Source organism: Flintibacter sp. (assembly GCF_046973065.1).
Map to the genome: position 1 here is coordinate 1 of NZ_JBKVXZ010000036.1, position 16,282 is coordinate 16,282.

At 61.7% G+C, this 16,282-nt stretch carries 17 protein-coding genes; 9 read left to right on the top strand and 8 right to left on the bottom strand.

Annotated elements, in window-relative coordinates:
* Both ACLTXB_RS12505 and ACLTXB_RS12510 read left to right on the top strand, forming a co-directional pair.
* Nucleotides 1–1,627: CvpA family protein (locus tag ACLTXB_RS12505; RefSeq protein ID WP_428227242.1), on the top strand; the 1,627-nt coding region annotated here is incomplete at its 5' end.
* 146 nt (nucleotides 1,628–1,773) lie between these two features.
* A complete protein-coding gene (locus ACLTXB_RS12510) occupies nucleotides 1,774–2,910 on the top strand; it encodes a pyridoxal phosphate-dependent aminotransferase (RefSeq protein ID WP_287966867.1) in 1,137 nt (378 codons plus the stop codon).
* 91 nt (nucleotides 2,911–3,001) lie between these two features.
* Here ACLTXB_RS12510 and ACLTXB_RS12515 read toward each other — a convergent pair whose 3' ends face one another.
* Nucleotides 3,002–3,217 carry a hypothetical protein gene (locus ACLTXB_RS12515; RefSeq protein WP_021748608.1) on the bottom strand — a complete coding sequence of 72 codons (216 nt, stop codon included), beginning with the start codon at nucleotides 3,215–3,217 and terminating at the stop codon, nucleotides 3,002–3,004.
* Nucleotides 3,218–3,399: 182 nt separating this feature from the next.
* The gene (locus ACLTXB_RS12520; protein ID WP_021748609.1) at nucleotides 3,400–3,864 is read right to left on the bottom strand and encodes a helix-turn-helix domain-containing protein; all 465 of its coding nucleotides are present in this window, start codon (nucleotides 3,862–3,864) and stop codon (nucleotides 3,400–3,402) included.
* A 122-nt stretch (nucleotides 3,865–3,986) separates the two neighbouring features.
* Here ACLTXB_RS12520 and rsmH point away from each other — a divergent pair, with 122 nt between their 5' ends.
* The 7 genes from rsmH to ACLTXB_RS12555 all read left to right on the top strand — a co-directional run bounded on the left by rsmH (nucleotide 3,987) and on the right by ACLTXB_RS12555 (nucleotide 12,999).
* Nucleotides 3,987–5,027, top strand: coding sequence for a 16S rRNA (cytosine(1402)-N(4))-methyltransferase RsmH (gene rsmH, locus ACLTXB_RS12525; protein ID WP_287554016.1), 1,041 nt, complete (start codon nucleotides 3,987–3,989; stop codon nucleotides 5,025–5,027).
* Nucleotides 5,028–5,038: 11 nt separating this feature from the next.
* Nucleotides 5,039–5,398: a nucleotide pyrophosphohydrolase gene (locus ACLTXB_RS12530; protein ID WP_287966869.1), complete on the top strand. Its 360-nt coding sequence runs from the start codon at nucleotides 5,039–5,041 to the stop codon at nucleotides 5,396–5,398.
* Between the two features lie 215 nt (nucleotides 5,399–5,613).
* Nucleotides 5,614–7,800, top strand: coding sequence for an anaerobic ribonucleoside-triphosphate reductase (gene nrdD, locus ACLTXB_RS12535; RefSeq protein WP_428227243.1), 2,187 nt, complete (start codon nucleotides 5,614–5,616; stop codon nucleotides 7,798–7,800).
* A 184-nt stretch (nucleotides 7,801–7,984) separates the two neighbouring features.
* On the top strand, nucleotides 7,985–8,524 hold the full coding sequence (gene nrdG / locus ACLTXB_RS12540; RefSeq protein ID WP_021748614.1) for an anaerobic ribonucleoside-triphosphate reductase activating protein: 540 nt from the start codon (nucleotides 7,985–7,987) through the stop codon (nucleotides 8,522–8,524).
* A 180-nt stretch (nucleotides 8,525–8,704) separates the two neighbouring features.
* Nucleotides 8,705–9,136 carry a MarR family winged helix-turn-helix transcriptional regulator gene (locus tag ACLTXB_RS12545; protein WP_021748615.1) on the top strand — a complete coding sequence of 144 codons (432 nt, stop codon included), beginning with the start codon at nucleotides 8,705–8,707 and terminating at the stop codon, nucleotides 9,134–9,136.
* 70 nt (nucleotides 9,137–9,206) lie between these two features.
* Nucleotides 9,207–10,949, top strand: a complete 1,743-nt coding sequence (locus tag ACLTXB_RS12550; RefSeq protein WP_412261590.1) for an ABC transporter ATP-binding protein — start codon at nucleotides 9,207–9,209, stop codon at nucleotides 10,947–10,949.
* On the top strand, nucleotides 10,939–12,999 hold the full coding sequence (locus tag ACLTXB_RS12555; protein WP_412261592.1) for an ABC transporter ATP-binding protein: 2,061 nt from the start codon (nucleotides 10,939–10,941) through the stop codon (nucleotides 12,997–12,999). The genes ACLTXB_RS12550 and ACLTXB_RS12555 overlap by 11 nt, the downstream gene beginning before the upstream one ends.
* Before the next feature lie 60 nt (nucleotides 13,000–13,059).
* Here ACLTXB_RS12555 and ACLTXB_RS12560 read toward each other — a convergent pair whose 3' ends face one another.
* The 6 genes from ACLTXB_RS12560 to ACLTXB_RS12585 are packed head-to-tail and all read right to left on the bottom strand — an operon-like array spanning nucleotide 13,060 to nucleotide 16,279.
* Nucleotides 13,060–13,560: a DUF3795 domain-containing protein gene (locus tag ACLTXB_RS12560; protein ID WP_025544884.1), complete on the bottom strand. Its 501-nt coding sequence runs from the start codon at nucleotides 13,558–13,560 to the stop codon at nucleotides 13,060–13,062.
* The gene (locus ACLTXB_RS12565) at nucleotides 13,557–13,772 is read right to left on the bottom strand and encodes a hypothetical protein (protein WP_273481971.1); all 216 of its coding nucleotides are present in this window, start codon (nucleotides 13,770–13,772) and stop codon (nucleotides 13,557–13,559) included. Before ACLTXB_RS12565 ends, ACLTXB_RS12560 begins: the two co-directional genes overlap by 4 nt.
* Nucleotides 13,769–13,924 carry a DUF5655 domain-containing protein gene (locus ACLTXB_RS12570; protein ID WP_428227247.1) on the bottom strand — a complete coding sequence of 52 codons (156 nt, stop codon included), beginning with the start codon at nucleotides 13,922–13,924 and terminating at the stop codon, nucleotides 13,769–13,771. The genes ACLTXB_RS12565 and ACLTXB_RS12570 overlap by 4 nt, the downstream gene beginning before the upstream one ends.
* Nucleotides 13,925–13,939: 15 nt before the next feature.
* On the bottom strand, nucleotides 13,940–14,158 hold the full coding sequence (locus tag ACLTXB_RS12575; protein ID WP_428227244.1) for a hypothetical protein: 219 nt from the start codon (nucleotides 14,156–14,158) through the stop codon (nucleotides 13,940–13,942).
* Nucleotides 14,159–14,201: 43 nt separating this feature from the next.
* On the bottom strand, nucleotides 14,202–15,191 hold the full coding sequence (locus ACLTXB_RS12580; protein WP_287225923.1) for a 2-hydroxyacid dehydrogenase: 990 nt from the start codon (nucleotides 15,189–15,191) through the stop codon (nucleotides 14,202–14,204).
* Complete coding sequence (locus ACLTXB_RS12585) at nucleotides 15,188–16,279, bottom strand: AAA family ATPase (RefSeq protein ID WP_287967284.1); 1,092 nt, start codon at nucleotides 16,277–16,279, stop codon at nucleotides 15,188–15,190. The genes ACLTXB_RS12580 and ACLTXB_RS12585 overlap by 4 nt, the downstream gene beginning before the upstream one ends.
* Nucleotides 16,280–16,282: the final 3 nt, after the last annotated feature.

Here is a 16,282-nt window from a genome sequence, read left to right on the forward strand (position 1 = left end):
GTTCTATGTCTTCGTGTTCCTGCTGTGCGCGGTGTACTGCGTGTGCGCCGTGCTCACCTCCGGCTTTCAGGGGGAGGGCGTGAAGGGGTACTTCGGCTTTGTGAAAAAGCAGTGCACCATCCCCTTCCTGGTCCTGGTGGCTCTGATCGCCGCCATCATCATCGGCGGCCTTACCTCTTGGGTGGTAATCCGGGCCGGAAGCTACAGCAAGCTGCTTTCCATCAAAGATGGTGATTTTGCTTCCGAGGTGGAGGAGATCTCCTACAATCAGATCCCCATGCTGGACGAAGACTCCGCCGCGCGCCTGGGCAGCCGCAAACTGGGCGAACTGGCGGATATGGTCTCCCAGTTTGAGATCCTGCCCTCCTACACCCAGATCAACTACCAGGGTCGCCCGGTGCGCGTGACTTCCCTGGCCTATGGAGATCTGGTCAAGTGGTTCACCAACCGCTCCGCGGGCCTGCCCGCTTATCTGATTATCGACATGGTGACCCAGGAGGCGGAAGTGGTCCGCCTGGACGAGGGGATGAAATATACCACCGCCGAGCATTTCGGGCGGTATCTGCCCCGCCACCTGCGGTTCCACTATCCCACATATATGTTTGCCGATCCGGTGTTTGAGATCAATGAAGAGGGCGAGCCCTACTGGGTCTGCCCCCGCATGGTGAAGACCATCGGCCTCTTCGGCGGCACGGACATCCAGGGGGCCGTTCTGGTGAACGCCGTTACCGGGGAGAGCCAGTATTATGAGGAGGTCCCCAACTGGGTGGACCACGTCTATGACGCGAATCTGATTATGGAGCAGTACGATTATTACGGAATGTACCACAACGGCTTTATCAACTCCATTTTCGGCCAGCGGGATGTGACGCACACCACAGAAGGCTACAATTATATTGCCATCGGGGATGACGTGTATATGTATACCGGTGTCACCTCTGTGACATCCGACCAGTCCAACATCGGATTCATCCTCTCCAACCAGCGGACCAAGGAGACGCACTTCTATTCTGTCGCCGGCGCCACAGAGGCGTCCGCGCAGGCCAGCGCCATGAGTCAGGTCCAGCAGATGCGTTACGTGGCCACCTTCCCGTTGCTGCTGAACATCGCCGACCAGCCCACCTACTTCATGTCCCTCAAGGGTGAAGACGGTCTGGTGAAGATGTACGCCATGGTGAACGTCCAGCAGTACAACATTGTAGAGACCGGCAGCACCGTAGCGGAGTGCGAGGCCAATTACCGCCGGGCACTGGCCGACAGCGGCCTCATCTCCGACGGGGATGCGGAGGCTGTTCCCTCTGACCAGGAGGAGATCAGCGGCGCCATCGCTGAGATCCGCACCGCTGTGCTGGACGGCAATTCCTACTACTTCCTGCGGCTGGAGGGACAGGACACCTTCTACGCCGTCAACGCCGCGGAGAACCCCCTGGCGGTGATCCTGAATGCCGGGGATCAGGTGACTATCGCCTACACCGCAGGGGAGGGCGGCGGCATTCTCTCCGGCACCTCCGTCGCCCGGGCCGGAGAGACCCCCGTGACCTTCACCCCGGAGGAGGCGCCAGCTGATGCCCCCGCCGAAACGGGCCAGCCGGCAGAAGATGCTGCCTCTTCCAATCAGCCCACCTGAAAATGCAGTCTCCCAGCAGGCCCCGCCGCAGATTGCGGCGGGGCCGCTTTCTTTTCGGTGCCTCCCTTTTTGTGGAAACTGCCGTTGACATCCCTTTTTTATCCGGATATACTGAATTTCATGAACAAAAAGGAGCGTGAAAATCCATGGACCTGACTCTGAACAATGCCGTTATGGGCGTGGAGCTGTCCGGCATCCGGCAGTTCACCTATCTGGTGCGGGATACCCCCGGCGCCTGCGCCCTGACCATCGGCGAGCCGGATCTGAACACCCCCGACGTCATCAAGGAGGCCGCCAAGGCCGCTCTGGACGCCAACGATACCCACTACCCCCCCGGCAACGGCTATCCCTACGCGCTGGAGGCCATCTCCAAATTCGAGGCTGAGGCCCATGGCCTCCACTACGCCCCCAGTGAGATCATCCTGACGGTGGGCGCCACGGAGGCGCTGTTCGCCTCCTTCTCCACCATCCTGAACCCAGGGGACGAGGTCATCATCCCCACCCCTGCCTTCGGCCTGTATGAGGCGCTGGTCCAGCTGCAGGGCGGTGTGCCCGTCTCCCTGCCCACAGAGCACAACCACTTCCAGATCGTGCCGGAGGAGCTGAAGGCCGCCATCACCGACAGGACCAAGGCCATCATCCTGACCTCCCCCAACAATCCCACCGGCTGCGTCTACACCAAGGAGACCTTGGACGCCGTCCACGCCATCCTCCAGGACAAGCCCATCTTTGTCCTGTGCGACGATGTGTACCGCACTCTGACCTACTGTGAGGACTACCACAGCTTTGCTGAGTACCAGGACATGCGGGACCGGATCATTGTGGTCCAGAGCTTCTCCAAGCCTTATGCCATGACCGGCTGGCGCCTGGGCTACTGCATGGCGGACGCCAAGCTGATGGACCGGATCCAGGTGTTCCACCAGTACTGTGTCACCTCCGTGCCCTCCTTTGTCCAGCGGGCCTGCGTCACGGCCCTGGAGACGGACACCAGCGATGTGGTGGAGATCTTCCGCAGGCGCCGGGACTACGTCTACCAGCGCCTGGTGGACATGGGCCTGGACGTGGAGAAGCCGGAGGGCGCCTTCTACATGTTTGTGGACATCCGGAAGTTCGGCATGGACTCCAACACCTTCTGCACCCGGATGCTGAAGGAGGGCCTGGTGGGCGTCATCCCCGGCATCCACTTCGGCACCGAGGGGTTCATGCGCCTGAGCTACTGCTACTCCGACGCGGACCTGAAAGAGGGATTGGACCGGATCGAGAAGTTCATCAAGAGCCTGTAAACGCGCAAGAAGAGCCGCGGGATCAAACTCCCGCGGCTCTTTTGATTGGTCAGAGCATCCAAGCCTCTCAGCCGGACTGAGCGCAAATCGCTCACTTCCGTTTCTTTTTCGCGTGGTGCATATTGTACAGGGACACGCAGATGGCGATGACACCGGCCATCAGTCCAACCCATACATTTTGCAGGCCGTGGCCCACAAGCCAGTTATACAGGAACGACAGAGGCGGAAAAGCCCCCAGGATCGTCATAATCACTCCGGCCGCACAGGCCAGTGCCACCACTTTGATTATATACAGAACATTCTTCATCTGAGCCTGCCCCCCAGTCTGTATCCGTCAGTTCCCTCCTGATTTCTGTATGGTATTATGCGCAACGGATGTTGGCAAGCGTTCCGCGGATTTTCTCTCCGGCCGTATTTCGCCTCCCCCATACACCCGGAGCACACACAGGATGGGAGATCACGATCCCCCGCCCCTTTCGCCGCCGCACATCACTTCTGCCGATTCGCCAGCTCTTTCCGGATGGCCTTGGTCAGGAGCTCCTGGCCCTCCGGCGTGCGGAGAGTATCCAGCACCGCGGTGCGCAGTGCCTCCTGGAATTTCTTGCTGGTGAGGAACGCGTCGAACATGGTGCCGCCCTCCCCGCCGGAGGACGCCGCCACCGCCGGCTTCACTGCCGCCCGCCTGGGGGCCGGAACCGGGGCGGGCTCGTCCAGAAACGCCCCGTCCATCCAGTCGGACATCTGGGTGGTGTCGTTGGTCTCTCCCCGGAGATAGAAGAGGGACACGCCGAAGTAGGACGCCAGCTTGTTCTGCTGGTCCTGGGTGGGGGTCTGGCGGCCCGTCTCAAACTTTTCAATCGCCGTGCGGGGGAAGCCCAGGGCGGCGGCAAGAGCCGGACGGCTCAGGCCCCTGGCGGTCCGCAGCTCCTCAATGCGCTGTGCCAAAGTTACCATAAAAATCTGCCTCCTTGCTGAATGTCTATTGTATCCGGTCCCCGCCGCTCTGTCAATGCGGCGGGACTTTTCTTTTGGCTGCGGCTGTGATATGATAGCGGTTCAGAGAAGGAGTTGATCCCATGGAGCAGGAGCACAAGCGCCGCCCCCGGTACAAGGGCACCCACCCCCGCACCTTTCAGGAGAAGTACAAAGAGCATGACCCGGAGAAGTACCGCTCCGATGTAGAAAAGATCATCGAGAGCGGCAAGACCCCGGCAGGGATGCACATCCCCATTCTGGTAGACGAGATCCTGGAGGTCCTTCAGATCCAGCCGGGCCAGACCGGCTACGACGCCACGCTGGGCTACGGCGGCCACACCCGCCGGATGCTGGCACAGCTCCAGGGGCAAGGACACCTATATGCCACGGACGTGGACCCCATCGAGATGGAAAAGACCCGCGCCCGGCTGGCATCTGCGGGCTTCGGGCCGGAGCTCCTCACCATCCAGCATCGGAATTTCGCCGACGTGGACCAGGTGGCTCCCGGCGTGCTCTTCGACTTCGTGCTGGCGGATTTAGGCGTCTCCTCCATGCAGATCGACGACCCGGCCCGGGGCTTTACCTTCAAGCAGGACGGTCCCCTGGACCTGCGGCTGGACCCCTCCTCCGGCGTCACCGCGGCGGAGCGGCTGCGGCAGCTGGACCAGGAGGAGCTGGAGAACCTGCTGGTGGAAAATTCCGACGAGCCCTACGCGGACCGCATCGCAAAGGCCGTCATTCAGGTGTTCCGCCGGGGCGGCACTGTGGATACCACCCGCCAGCTGTACGCCCTCATTGAGGGGGCGCTGTCTTTCCTCCCCGCCGGGGAGCGGAAGGAGGCGGTGAAGAAGTCCTGCCAGCGGACCTTCCAGGCATTGCGGATCGACGTGAACAGCGAGTTCGAGGTGCTGTACGCCTTTCTGGAAAAGCTCCCCCATGTGCTGAAGCCCGGCGGGCGGGCGGCCATCCTCACCTTTCACTCCGGGGAGGACCGGCTGGTGAAGCAGGCCTTCCGCCAGCAGTACCGGGAGGGGCTTTACAGCGACATCGCCCAGGAGGTCACCCGTCCCTCCCCTCAGGAGTGCCGCCGGAACCCCCGGGCCCACTCCACCAAGCTGCGCTGGGCTGTCCGGGCGGAGTGAATCCTGATTTTATGGAAAAGGAGTTGACATCCATGCTGCGGGATGAGACGATCCGTCGGGTGATCCAGTTCCGGGACGACCGGGAGTGGCGGCAGTTCCACACCCCCAAGGACCTGGCCATCTCCCTGTCCCTGGAGGCGGCGGAGCTGCTGGAGATATTCCAGTGGAGCGGCGCGGACCTGGAATGCCGGGACAAGCTGGGCCGCATCCGGGAGGAGCTGGCGGATGTGCTGAGCTACTGCGTCCTGATGGCCGATGTGTGCAGCCTGGATCTGGATGAGATCCTGAACGCCAAGGTGGATCAGAACGCCGCCAAGTACCCGGTGGAAAAGGCCCGGGGCAGCGCCGCCAAATACACAGAGCTGACCTAACTGTTCTCCGGATCCCGACCGCTCCGCGCCCTGCCGCACGGGGCGGTTTTTCCGCATCGACAGCTTTTCTCCGGAACGCACAAATTTCCCCGCCGAATTTTGGAAGACACTATGGTAAATGCAACTTTTCATCCCATATCTAGTGTGGTATGATAACAATGCTTACTAGATATATTACAATTGAGATTGATTCTACAAGAGAGGCGGAGAGTCCCATGAAAGTCATGAAGCGGAACGGCACGGAGGTCATCTTCGACATCACGAAGATCATCGCCGCCATCACCAAGGCCAACAACACTATCGAGGAGGACGCCCGGATGACCCCGGTCCAGATCCAGCGGATCGCGGAGTCCGTGGAACTCAGCTGTCAGAAGATGAACCGCTCCCCCTCTGTGGAGGAGATTCAGGACCTGGTGGAGTCCCAGATCATGGCTCACGGGGCCTATGAGGTGGCCAAGAACTACATCACCTACCGCTATGTCCGCTCTCTGGTCCGCAAGAGCAATACCACCGACGAGAAGATCCTCAGCCTCATCGAGTGCTGCAACGAGGAGGCCAAGCAGGAGAACTCCAACAAGAACCCGGTGGTGAACTCCACCCAGCGGGACTACGGCCAGCAGGTGGGACCTGAGCGGCGGCTGCTGCCCGCCGACATCGTGGAGGCCCATCGGGAGGGCATTATCCACTTCCATGACTCGGACTACTACGCCCAGCACATGCACAACTGTGACCTGGTGAATCTGGAGGATATGCTTCAGAACGGCACCGTCATCACGGACACCCTGATCGAGCGGCCCCACAGCTTCTCCACCGCCTGCAACATTGCCACTCAGATCATCGCTCAGGTGGCTTCCAACCAGTACGGCGGGCAGTCTATCTCCCTGGCCCATCTGGCCCCCTTCGTGGATGTGAGCCGGAAGAAGATCCGCCGGCTGGTGGAGCAGGAGATGGAGGCCCTGGGCATCCAGCCCACCCGGGAGAAGATCGAGGAGCTGGTGGAGACCCGTCTGCGGGATGAGGTCCGCCGCGGCGTCCAGACCATCCAGTACCAAGTGCTGACCCTGCTGACCACCAATGGCCAGGCCCCCTTCGTGACGGTGTTCATGTACCTGGGTGAGGCCAAGAATGAGCAGGAGAAAAAGGATCTGGCCCTCATCATTGAGGAAACCCTGGAGCAGCGCTACCAGGGCGTGAAGAACGAAAAGGGCGTGTGGATCACTCCCGCCTTCCCCAAGCTGATCTATGTGCTGGAGGAGGATAACGTCCACGAGGATTCCCCCTATTATTACCTGACCAAGCTGGCGGCCAAGTGCACCGCCCGCCGGATGGTGCCCGACTACATCTCTGCCAAGAAAATGCTGGAGCTGAAGGGCGATGTGTATACCTGCATGGGCTGCCGCTCCTTCCTGACGCCGGACCGCTTCACAGATGCCGGCATCGGCAACATCGCAAACGCCGGCAATTATGAGCCTGGCAAGCACAAGTACTACGGCCGCTTCAATCAGGGCGTGGTGACCATCAACCTCCCTGACGTGGCTCTGTCCTCCGGCGGCGACCTGGACAAGTTCTGGAAGATCTTTGACGAACGGCTGGAGCTGTGCCACCGTGCCCTGATGTGCCGGCACAACCGGCTGAAGGGCACTCTCTCCGACGTGGCCCCGATTCTGTGGCAGTACGGCGCCTGCGCCCGGCTGAAGAAGGGCGAGACCATCGACAAGCTGCTCTACCACGGCTACTCCACCATCTCCCTGGGCTACGCCGGCCTCTACGAGTGCGTGAAGTACATGACCGGCAAGAGCCATACGGACCCCTCCGCCACCCCCTTCGCCCTGCAGGTGATGCAGTACATGAACGACGCCTGCAGGAAGTGGAAGGAGGAGAGCGATATCGATTTCTCCCTCTACGGTACGCCTCTGGAGTCCACCACCTATAAATTTGCCAAGAGCCTGCAGCGCCGCTTCGGCATCATCGAGGGCGTCACTGACAAGAGCTACATCACCAACAGCTACCACGTCCATGTGACAGAAGATATCAACGCTTTCGACAAGCTGAAGTTTGAGGCCCAGTTCCAGGCCCTGTCTCCCGGCGGCGCCATCAGCTACGTGGAGGTGCCGGACATGCAGAACAACCTGGAGGCGGTGCTCCAGGTGATGAAGTTCATCTATGAAAACATCATCTACGCCGAACTGAACACCAAGTCCGACTACTGCCAAGTGTGCGGCTGGGACGGCGAGATCCAGATCGCGGAGGAGAACGGCAAGCTGATCTGGAAGTGCCCCCAGTGCGGCAACACAGACCAGGACAAGATGAATGTGGCCCGCCGGACCTGCGGCTACATCGGAACCCAGTTCTGGAACCAGGGCCGGACTCAGGAGATCCGGGACCGGGTGCTGCACCTGTAAAATATTTCGTTCAAAAGGCAAAGCCTTTTGAACGAAGAGATTGCAGTTTGTGCGCGCACTCGCTTCGCTCGCACACTTACAAACTGAGCGGTGTTTTTCCCGAGGCGCATGTCCCCGGGAAAAACGATCAAACTCAAATGGGCGCCTGCGGGCGCCCATTTTGAAGAATAGCAGGAGGACCGCCATGTACTATGGTGAGATCAAAAACTGCGACATTGCCAATGGCGAGGGAGTGCGGGTCACCCTGTTCGTCTCCGGCTGCACCAATCACTGCAAGAACTGCTTTCAGCCCCAAACCTGGGACTTCTGCTACGGCCAGCCCTTTACCACCGAGACGGAGGATTATTTGCTCTCCCTGCTCTCCCCTGTCTACATCAACGGCCTGACACTGCTGGGGGGCGAGCCCTTTGAACCGGAGAACCAGCGGGCCCTGGTGCCCTTTCTCCGGCGGGTCCGGCAGATGTATCCGGACAAGACCATCTGGGGCTTCTCCGGCTTCACCTATGAGGAGCTTACCTCGGACGGCACTCATCCCCGCTGCGAGGTGACAGACGAGATGCTCTCCCTGTTGGATGTGCTGGTGGACGGCCGCTTCGTAGAGGAGCTGAAGGACCTGACCCTCCGGTTCCGGGGCAGCTCCAACCAGCGGCTCATCGACCTGAACGCCAGCCGTCAGGCCGGTTGCCTCTGTTTCCTGCCGGACCGCCCCCGGGGCGGCCGCTGAACAGCAGCCTCCAACCGTTTTTTCAGAGGCGCCCCGCCCTTCGGTGTGGGGCGCCTCCTTCTCTTTCGGTGCCTGCCGAATTTTAAAGCAAGACCCGTAGAAATTTTGGCAGATTGCTTCTTGGCATTTGCTAGTTTGCTAACTAAAATATAATCCTGTTCAGTTGGAGGAGGTGTTTCCATGCAGCATGAGCGGTACGTCGGGTATGAGATCAAGGCACTGTCCAATCTCCTGCGCAGACGGCTTTGGGGGCCTGCCGACCATCCCCAGAGCATGCTGACGGAGATCGAGGGCGTTTTGATCGGTTATCTCTGCCACAGCCAGGGCCGGGAAATCTATCAAAAGGATCTGGAGCGCGCCCTCTGCATCCGCAGCTCCACCGCCTCCCGGCTGCTGAAGCGGCTGGAGGACGAGGGCCTCGTCCAGCGCTCTATGGGGGTCAGGGACGCCCGGATGAAGCGGATCACGCCCACACTCCGGGCGCAGGCGCTGAATCAGGAGGCAGAGCGGCGGATCGCCGCCACAGAGGCGACGCTGACCAGAGGCATCTCTCAGGAGGAGATTGACCAGTTCCTGGCCATCGCGGAAAAGCTGAAGCAAAATCTCATTTGACCAACCGGGCCCCGCCGGGAAGCGGCTCAATCGCTTCCCCCGGCACAGCAAAGACACAAGGAGGTATTCTATGAAGAAAAAAAGGAGCCTGGCCAGCTGTATTCAGGAGTTCTGGCCAGCCACCATCCTGACGCCCATCTTCGTCATCGGCGAAGTGGCGTTTGACGTGTTGATCCCCCTGATGACCGGCAAGCTGCTGGACGAGGGGGTCAAGGCCGGCAGCATGCACCATATTGCCGCCTACGGCCTCACCGTGGTGGGAATGGCTGTTCTGGCGCTGATCTGCGGCGGACTGTCCGGCCGTTTCGGCGCCAAGGCCTCTACGGGCTTCGCGCGGAATCTGCGGCGGGAGATGTATCGGAATGTCCAGAAGTTCTCCTTTGCCAACATTGACAGGTTCTCCACCAGCGGCATCATCACCCGCCTGACCACAGACGTGACCAACGTCCAGATGGCTTTTATGATGGTCATCCGTATCGCGGTCCGGTCCCCCATCATGTTGATCTGCGCCTGGGTACTCACCCTGCGCATCAACCCCAAGCTGGCACTGATCTTCCTGGTGGTCATCCCGATCCTGGGCATCGGCCTGGCGCTCATCATGACCAGGGCCCACCCCATTTTTGAACGGGTCTTCAAGCGCTATGACCACTTGAACAACGTGGTGCAGGAGAACCTGCTGGGCATCCGGGTGGTGAAGTCCTTTGTTCGGGAGGACCATGAAGTAGAGAAGTTCGGCAAGGTCTCCCAGGAGATCTACATGGACTTCTCCAAGGCGGAGCGCATCCTGGCCTTCAATATGCCTCTGATGCAGATCTGTGTGTATGCCTGCATGATCTCCGTGTCCTGGATCGGCGCCAACCTGATCGTGGGCGGCAGCATGACCACCGGCCAGCTGACCAGTATGTTCAGCTACATCATGATGATGCTGATGAGCCTGATGATGCTCTCCATGGTACTGACTATGATCATCATGGCCCGGGCCTCCGCAGAGCGGATCACAGAGATCCTGAACGAGGAGAGCGATCTGAAGAACGGCTCCCAGCCCATCGAAGAGGTCAAGGACGGCTCCGTGGTGTTTGAGAACGTCAGCTTCTCCTACGCCAAGGACCCCAGCAAGGAGTGCCTGAAGAACGTGAACCTCACGGTGAAGTCCGGTGAGACCGTAGGTATCCTGGGCGGCACCGGCACCTCCAAGACCACCCTGGTCCAGCTGATCCCCCGTCTGTACGACGCCACTGAGGGCCGCGTCCTGGTGGGCGGCGCGGACGTCCGGGACTATGATATGGACGCCCTGCGGGACCAGGTGGCCATGGTGCTGCAGAAGAACGTGCTGTTCTCCGGCACCATCAAGGATAATCTCCGCTGGGGCAAAAAGGACGCCACTGACGAGGAGATGGTCCGGATGTGCCAGCTGGCCCAGGCGGACTCCTTTATCCAGGAGTTCCCCGACAAGTACGACACCTATATCGAGCAGGGCGGCTCCAACGTCTCCGGCGGGCAGAAGCAGCGGCTTTGCATCGCCCGGGCCCTGCTGAAGCACCCCAAGATCCTGATCCTGGACGACTCCACCTCCGCCGTGGACACCAAGACCGACGCCCTGATCCGCAAGGCGTTTCTGGAGGAGATCCCGGATACCACCAAGTTCATCATCGCCCAGCGGGTCTCCTCCATTGAGGACGCCGACAAGATCCTGGTGATGGACGGCGGACAGATCGTGGCCATGGGTACCCACGACGAATTGCTGAAAACCTGTGATATCTACCGCGAGACCTATGAGTCCCAAATGAAAGGAGGCAGTGACAATGAGCAGTAAGCAGATCCGCAGCGGCGCCAAGGCGCCCGGCCATCGCCGGCACATTGTCGGCCGCCTGATGGGCTATATCAAACGGGGGTACAAGGCCCGCCTCATCATTGTTCTGGTGTGCATTCTGGTCAGTGCCATCGCCAACGTGGCGGGCTCTCTGTTTCTGGGCAGTCTGATCGACGACTATATCACCCCCCTGCTGGGTGCGGCGGATCCAGACTTTTCCGGCCCGGTGCGGGCCCTGGTGATGATGGGTTGCCTGTTCCTGGTGGGTGCCCTGTGCGCTTACGCCTATAACCGGAACATGATCGTGGTGTCTCAGGGCGTACAGAAAACCATCCGGGACGACCTGTTCGGCCACATGCAGACCCTGCCTATCAAGTATTTTGACACCCACGCCCACGGCGACGTGATGAGCGTCTACACCAACGATGTGGACACCCTGCGGCAGATGTTCGCCCAGAGCATCCCCCAGGTCATCAACTCCTCCATGACCATTCTGGTCACCTTCCTGGGTATGCTGTTCACCAACGCCCTGCTCACGGTTGTGGTCCTGGTGTGCGTCTGCTTCGCCCTGGTGGTGACACGGTTCCTGGCCGGCCGCAGCGGCCGCTACTTCCTCCGCCAGCAGAGCACCCTGGGCGCCCTCAACGGTTATATCGAGGAGATGATCAACGGTCAGAAAGTGGTCAAGGTCTTCTGCCATGAGCAGGAGGCCCAGGACGGCTTTGACCGGGTCAACGACGAAATGTTCCACAGCGCGGACAAAGCCCACACCTACGCCAGCATCCTGATGCCTATCATGGTGAACATCGGCAATGTCCAGTACGTGATCGTGGCTATGGTGGGCGGCGCTCTGGCCCTCAGCGGGGTGGACACCACCATCACCCTGGGCGTTATTGCCAGCTTCCTGCAGCTGTCCAAGAGCTTTTCCAACCCCATCAACCAGATCTCCCAGCAGTTCAACTCCATCATCATGGCCCTGGCCGGCGCGGAGCGGATCTTCGCCCTGATGGACGAGGAGCCGGAGGAGGACCACGGCACTGTGACGCTGGTAAACGTGTCCTATGACAAAGAGGGCCACCAACTGGAGGAGTCCGAGAAGCGCACCAACCTCTGGGCCTGGAGGGTCCCCCACAGCACTGACATGGTGATGGTCCCTGTGCGGGAAGAGGCGGACGGCTCCTTCACGGAGCTGAAGGCCCCCGAAGCTGGAAAAGACGAGGCCTGGGCCTGGAAATACCAGGGGCACGGCAAGGCCTTCTACCGCCCCATCCTGGGCCCGGTCCGGAATGTCGAGAGCGAGGACTACTACCTCATCAAGCTCTCCGGCGACGTGCGGTTCGACCATGTGGACTTCGCCTATGAGGAGGGCAAGACCATCCTCCACGACATCAGCCTCTTTGCCAAGCCCGGCCAGAAGCTGGCCTTCGTGGGCGCCACCGGCGCCGGCAAGACCACCATCACGAACCTGATCAACCGGTTCTACGACATTGCCGATGGTAAGATCCGTTACGACGGCATCTCCATCAACAACATCCGCAAGCCGGACCTGCGGCGCAGCCTGGGCATCGTGCTGCAGGACACCAACCTCTTCACCGGCACCGTCCGGGAGAACATCCGTTACGGCAATCTGGATGCCACGGATGAAGAGGTGGAGGCGGCCGCCGCCCTGGCCAATGCCGACGACTTCATCCGCCGCCTGCCCCAGGGGTACGACACCATGCTCACCGGCAACGGCGCCAATCTGTCCCAAGGCCAGCGGCAGCTGCTGGCCATTGCCCGGGCAGCCGTGGCAGACCCGCCGGTGATGATCCTGGATGAGGCCACCAGCTCTATCGACACCCGGACGGAGGCCATCGTTCAGCAGGGCATGGACTCCCTGATGTATGGCCGGACGGTGTTCGTCATCGCCCACCGGCTCTCCACCGTCCGCAACTCCAACGCCATCATGGTGCTGGACCACGGCCGGATCGTGGAGCGGGGCGACCACGACGATCTGATCCGCCAGCACGGACTGTACTATCAGCTGTACACCGGTGCCTTCGAGCTGGAATAAGCGAACATCAAAGCCACCGGAGCAAATGCTCCGGTGGCTTTTTTCTGTTCAGCGCCCCGCTCACGATTCCAGCATCTCCCCCACCAGCGCCTGGAAGGCCCGGCCCAGCTCCTTGGAATCCGCTCCTTCCAATGCCTCCGCCCGGGCCATGATCCGCCGCAGGGTGTCCAGGTCCTGTTGCAGGAACAGCTCGCAGAGATACCGCTTCATCCTGCCGTTGTTGTACCGCTCCAGCGCCACCGTCAGCAGGTCCGCCTTTTCCTCATACTCCGCCAGCCAGGCGGGCAGGCCCTCCGCCGCCACGGCCCGGCAGGTCCGCTCCTTCACGCGGCCCGTATCCAGGTCCCGGAAATCCCCCATCTTCCCCAGCTTCGGGCAGGGGAAGTCCCCGCACTGTCCGCAGTGGTCCAGTCCCTTTTCCCGGACGCAGCGGTGGACCTTGCAGGGCACGGTGTAGTATCCGTCGCAGGAGCAGCCGGGACACCGGCTGCTTCCCTCTGTCCGGCAGCGGGTACAGAGTGCGCAGGGCATCCCGCAGTATCCGTAGGCATAGCGGCTCATAGGTCCTCCTTCCCTTCCGAACCGGGAATCTCCGTCCCGTCCATCTCCCGGTCGATCAGCGCCAAGGCGATCCGGAACGCCCGGATGCGCCGTACCGTCAGCGTGTGGGGCGACGTGCCCGGTCGCAGCTTCTCCAGCGCCTTCTCACACTTGCGCAGGGTGGAGTCGATGGATCGCCGGGCCTCCGCCAGCTCTTCCCGTGTGTATCTCATCGCTTGCTCTCCGCAAAGTCCCATGCCTCCCGCAGCCAGCCCATCAGCTCTTCGTCGATCTGGTCCGCCTCTGTCACCAAGACATGGTGGGTCCAGCGGCAGATACGGCTCCGAGGCCGCCGCCACCGGGGTGAGTCCAGCCGGTACGGCAGTCCAACAGGTCACCATCAGGCACATCTTCGGCCAGTCCTTCCGCCGCACCGGCAGAATGCCACAGCGAACAGATGCCGGCCGTAAAAGCTGATCTGGCTTTTCTGCACCTTGACGGTTCCCTCCGGAAACGCCCCGTCCATCCGCCGGAACAGCGCTTCATACAGCGCCAGCTCCGCCGGATGGCCGTCGAAGAACATCCCCGCATCTGCTGTGCAGTGCTCTGGTACGCGCATAGTGCCTCTCCTCTTCCGGCCTCTTAATCTCCATCAGCGCCAGTTACAGGCCGTTGACCACCCGTTCCGGACGCTTGCCGTCCATCAGCTTTTCCAGATCCGCAAACACCATCCGCGCGGCCTCCCGGAACGCCGCATGGCTGATCCCGCCCTGGTGGGGGCAGAGGATCAGCCGGTCCGGGCACTCCGCCGCCAGCCGCACCAGCGGGTGCTCCGCCGTCACAGGCTCCGGGTCATAGGCGTCCAGCGCCGCCCCCGCCAGACGGCCGGAGCGGATAGCCTCGCACAGGGCCGCATCGTCGATCACCGCGCCCCGAGCGGTGTTCACCAGATAGCTCCCCGGCCGCATCCGGCCGAAGAACGCCCGGTCCAGCAGGTGGGTGCTCTCCGGCGTGGCGGGCAGATGGAGGCTGATGATGTCACAGGTCTCCGCCAGCTCGTACAGGGGCAGATACCGGGCGCCGCACGCCTCCTCCACAGCCGGATCCTGCCGGTGCCGGGCGTAGTAAAACACCTCGCTGCCGTTGGCCCGCAGCCGCTGCGCCGTAGCCTGGCCGATGGCGCCGAAGCCCACCAGCCCCACCCGGCAGGTGGACAGATCTTCCGGCACATGGGCCGCCAGCTCGTTCACCGCCTCATGCTGCTGCCCGGCCCGCACCATCCGGTCTCCCCACAGCGTCCGGTGCAGCAGCATGCTCATCAGCGTCACCGCCAGCTCCGCCACGGGGCCTGCGTTGCACCCGGCGCAGTTGCACACATAGATGCCCCGCTCCCGGGCCGCCGCCAGGTCAATCCGGTCGTAGCCCACCCCGTCGCTGTGGATCAGCTTGAGATGCGGCATCCGGGCGATCAGTTCCTCTGTCACCGGCGTCACCGGTGCGGCCACCAAAGCCTCCGCATCGCCGCCAGCTGCCAGCCAGCGCTCCTCCGGCCCCTCCCGGTCCGTGAACACCAGCTCCATCCGCCCCGCAGCGGGAATATCGGGCAGATACCGGTCATATCGGCTGCTGGGATGTAAGATCAAAACCTTCAACGCTCTTTCGCCTCCAAATCATTTGCCCGGCCCACTGCCTCCACATCTGCGGCGGTGATCCGCGTCAGGTCCTCCCGGTTGACGGACGCCTGTCCCGCCAGACGGCCCGCCTGCCGGACCAGGATCTGCTCAAACAGGTTTCGCACGCCCCGGGCGTTGCCGAAGGAGGCCGCATCCGCCATCCGCCTTTCCAGCAGGGAGCGCAGCGGCGCCTCCGCCTCCGGCTCCAGAATGTAGCACCCTTTTTCACACTGCATCCGGAAGATGGCCAGCAGTTCCTCCGCCGTGTAATCTGCAAAGTGGAGGAAGCGGTTGAACCTGGACTCCAGTCCCGGATTGGAGTGGATGAACTCGTCCATCAGCCCGTCGTAGCCCGCGACGATCACCACCAGGTCGTCCCGGTGGTCCTCCATGGCCTTCAGCAGCGTGTCGATGGCCTCCTGGCCGAAGTCGTTGGCCCCGCCGCCGTTGAGGGCGTATGCCTCGTCGATGAACAGCACACCCCCCAGAGCGGAGTCGATGACCTTCCGGGTCTTGATGGCTGTCTGTCCCACGTAGCCCGCCACCAGCCCGCTGCGGTCCACCTCCGCCAGCTGCCCCTTGGACAAGATGCCCAGGCTGTGGTAAACCCGTGCCATCAGCCGGGCGATGGTGGTCTTTCCCGTGCCGGGATTGCCGGAAAACACCATGTGGAGACTCATGTCCGCTGTAGGCAGGCCGTGCTGCCGGCGCAGACGCTCCACCGCCGCCAGATTGATGAGGTCTTTCACCTCCCGCTTCACCGCACTGAGGCCCACATAGCTGTCCAGCTCCTTCTGCAGATCCTCGATGTTCTCTTTGGGGGGAGCTTTGGCGGTGTCTTCCTGTTTCTGTTCTGCCGCCTCTGGCGCCTTTTTCTCCCCGCCGTCTGCCGGCGGGGTCCTTTTTTCTTTCTCCGGCAACGGAGCCGCAGGCACATGCTTCTCCGGTGTCTGAGTGCCCCAGAAGTCCGCGCCCATGCGGCTGAGGTTGTGCTCCGTCATAGAGCGGATCACCTCCAGCTGCCGCAGGATGATCTCGTCCTTTTTGCTCTGATCCCGCTTGTCCATCCG

What these genes read in the sequence shown, in the direction of transcription:
- ACLTXB_RS12510 (WP_287966867.1), top strand. Translation starts at nt 1,774, where the DNA reads ATGGACCTGACTCTGAACAATGCCGTTATGGGCGTGGAGCTGTCCGGC.
- ACLTXB_RS12515 (WP_021748608.1), bottom strand. Translation starts at nt 3,217, where the DNA reads ATGAAGAATGTTCTGTATATAATCAAAGTGGTGGCACTGGCCTGTGCG.
- ACLTXB_RS12520 (WP_021748609.1), bottom strand. Translation starts at nt 3,864, where the DNA reads ATGGTAACTTTGGCACAGCGCATTGAGGAGCTGCGGACCGCCAGGGGC.
- rsmH (WP_287554016.1), top strand. Translation starts at nt 3,987, where the DNA reads ATGGAGCAGGAGCACAAGCGCCGCCCCCGGTACAAGGGCACCCACCCC.
- ACLTXB_RS12530 (WP_287966869.1), top strand. Translation starts at nt 5,039, where the DNA reads ATGGAAAAGGAGTTGACATCCATGCTGCGGGATGAGACGATCCGTCGG.
- nrdD (WP_428227243.1), top strand. Translation starts at nt 5,614, where the DNA reads ATGAAAGTCATGAAGCGGAACGGCACGGAGGTCATCTTCGACATCACG.
- nrdG (WP_021748614.1), top strand. Translation starts at nt 7,985, where the DNA reads ATGTACTATGGTGAGATCAAAAACTGCGACATTGCCAATGGCGAGGGA.
- ACLTXB_RS12545 (WP_021748615.1), top strand. Translation starts at nt 8,705, where the DNA reads ATGCAGCATGAGCGGTACGTCGGGTATGAGATCAAGGCACTGTCCAAT.
- ACLTXB_RS12550 (WP_412261590.1), top strand. Translation starts at nt 9,207, where the DNA reads ATGAAGAAAAAAAGGAGCCTGGCCAGCTGTATTCAGGAGTTCTGGCCA.
- ACLTXB_RS12555 (WP_412261592.1), top strand. Translation starts at nt 10,939, where the DNA reads ATGAGCAGTAAGCAGATCCGCAGCGGCGCCAAGGCGCCCGGCCATCGC.
- ACLTXB_RS12560 (WP_025544884.1), bottom strand. Translation starts at nt 13,560, where the DNA reads ATGAGCCGCTATGCCTACGGATACTGCGGGATGCCCTGCGCACTCTGT.
- ACLTXB_RS12565 (WP_273481971.1), bottom strand. Translation starts at nt 13,772, where the DNA reads ATGAGATACACACGGGAAGAGCTGGCGGAGGCCCGGCGATCCATCGAC.
- ACLTXB_RS12575 (WP_428227244.1), bottom strand. Translation starts at nt 14,158, where the DNA reads ATGCGCGTACCAGAGCACTGCACAGCAGATGCGGGGATGTTCTTCGAC.
- ACLTXB_RS12585 (WP_287967284.1), bottom strand. Translation starts at nt 16,279, where the DNA reads ATGGACAAGCGGGATCAGAGCAAAAAGGACGAGATCATCCTGCGGCAG.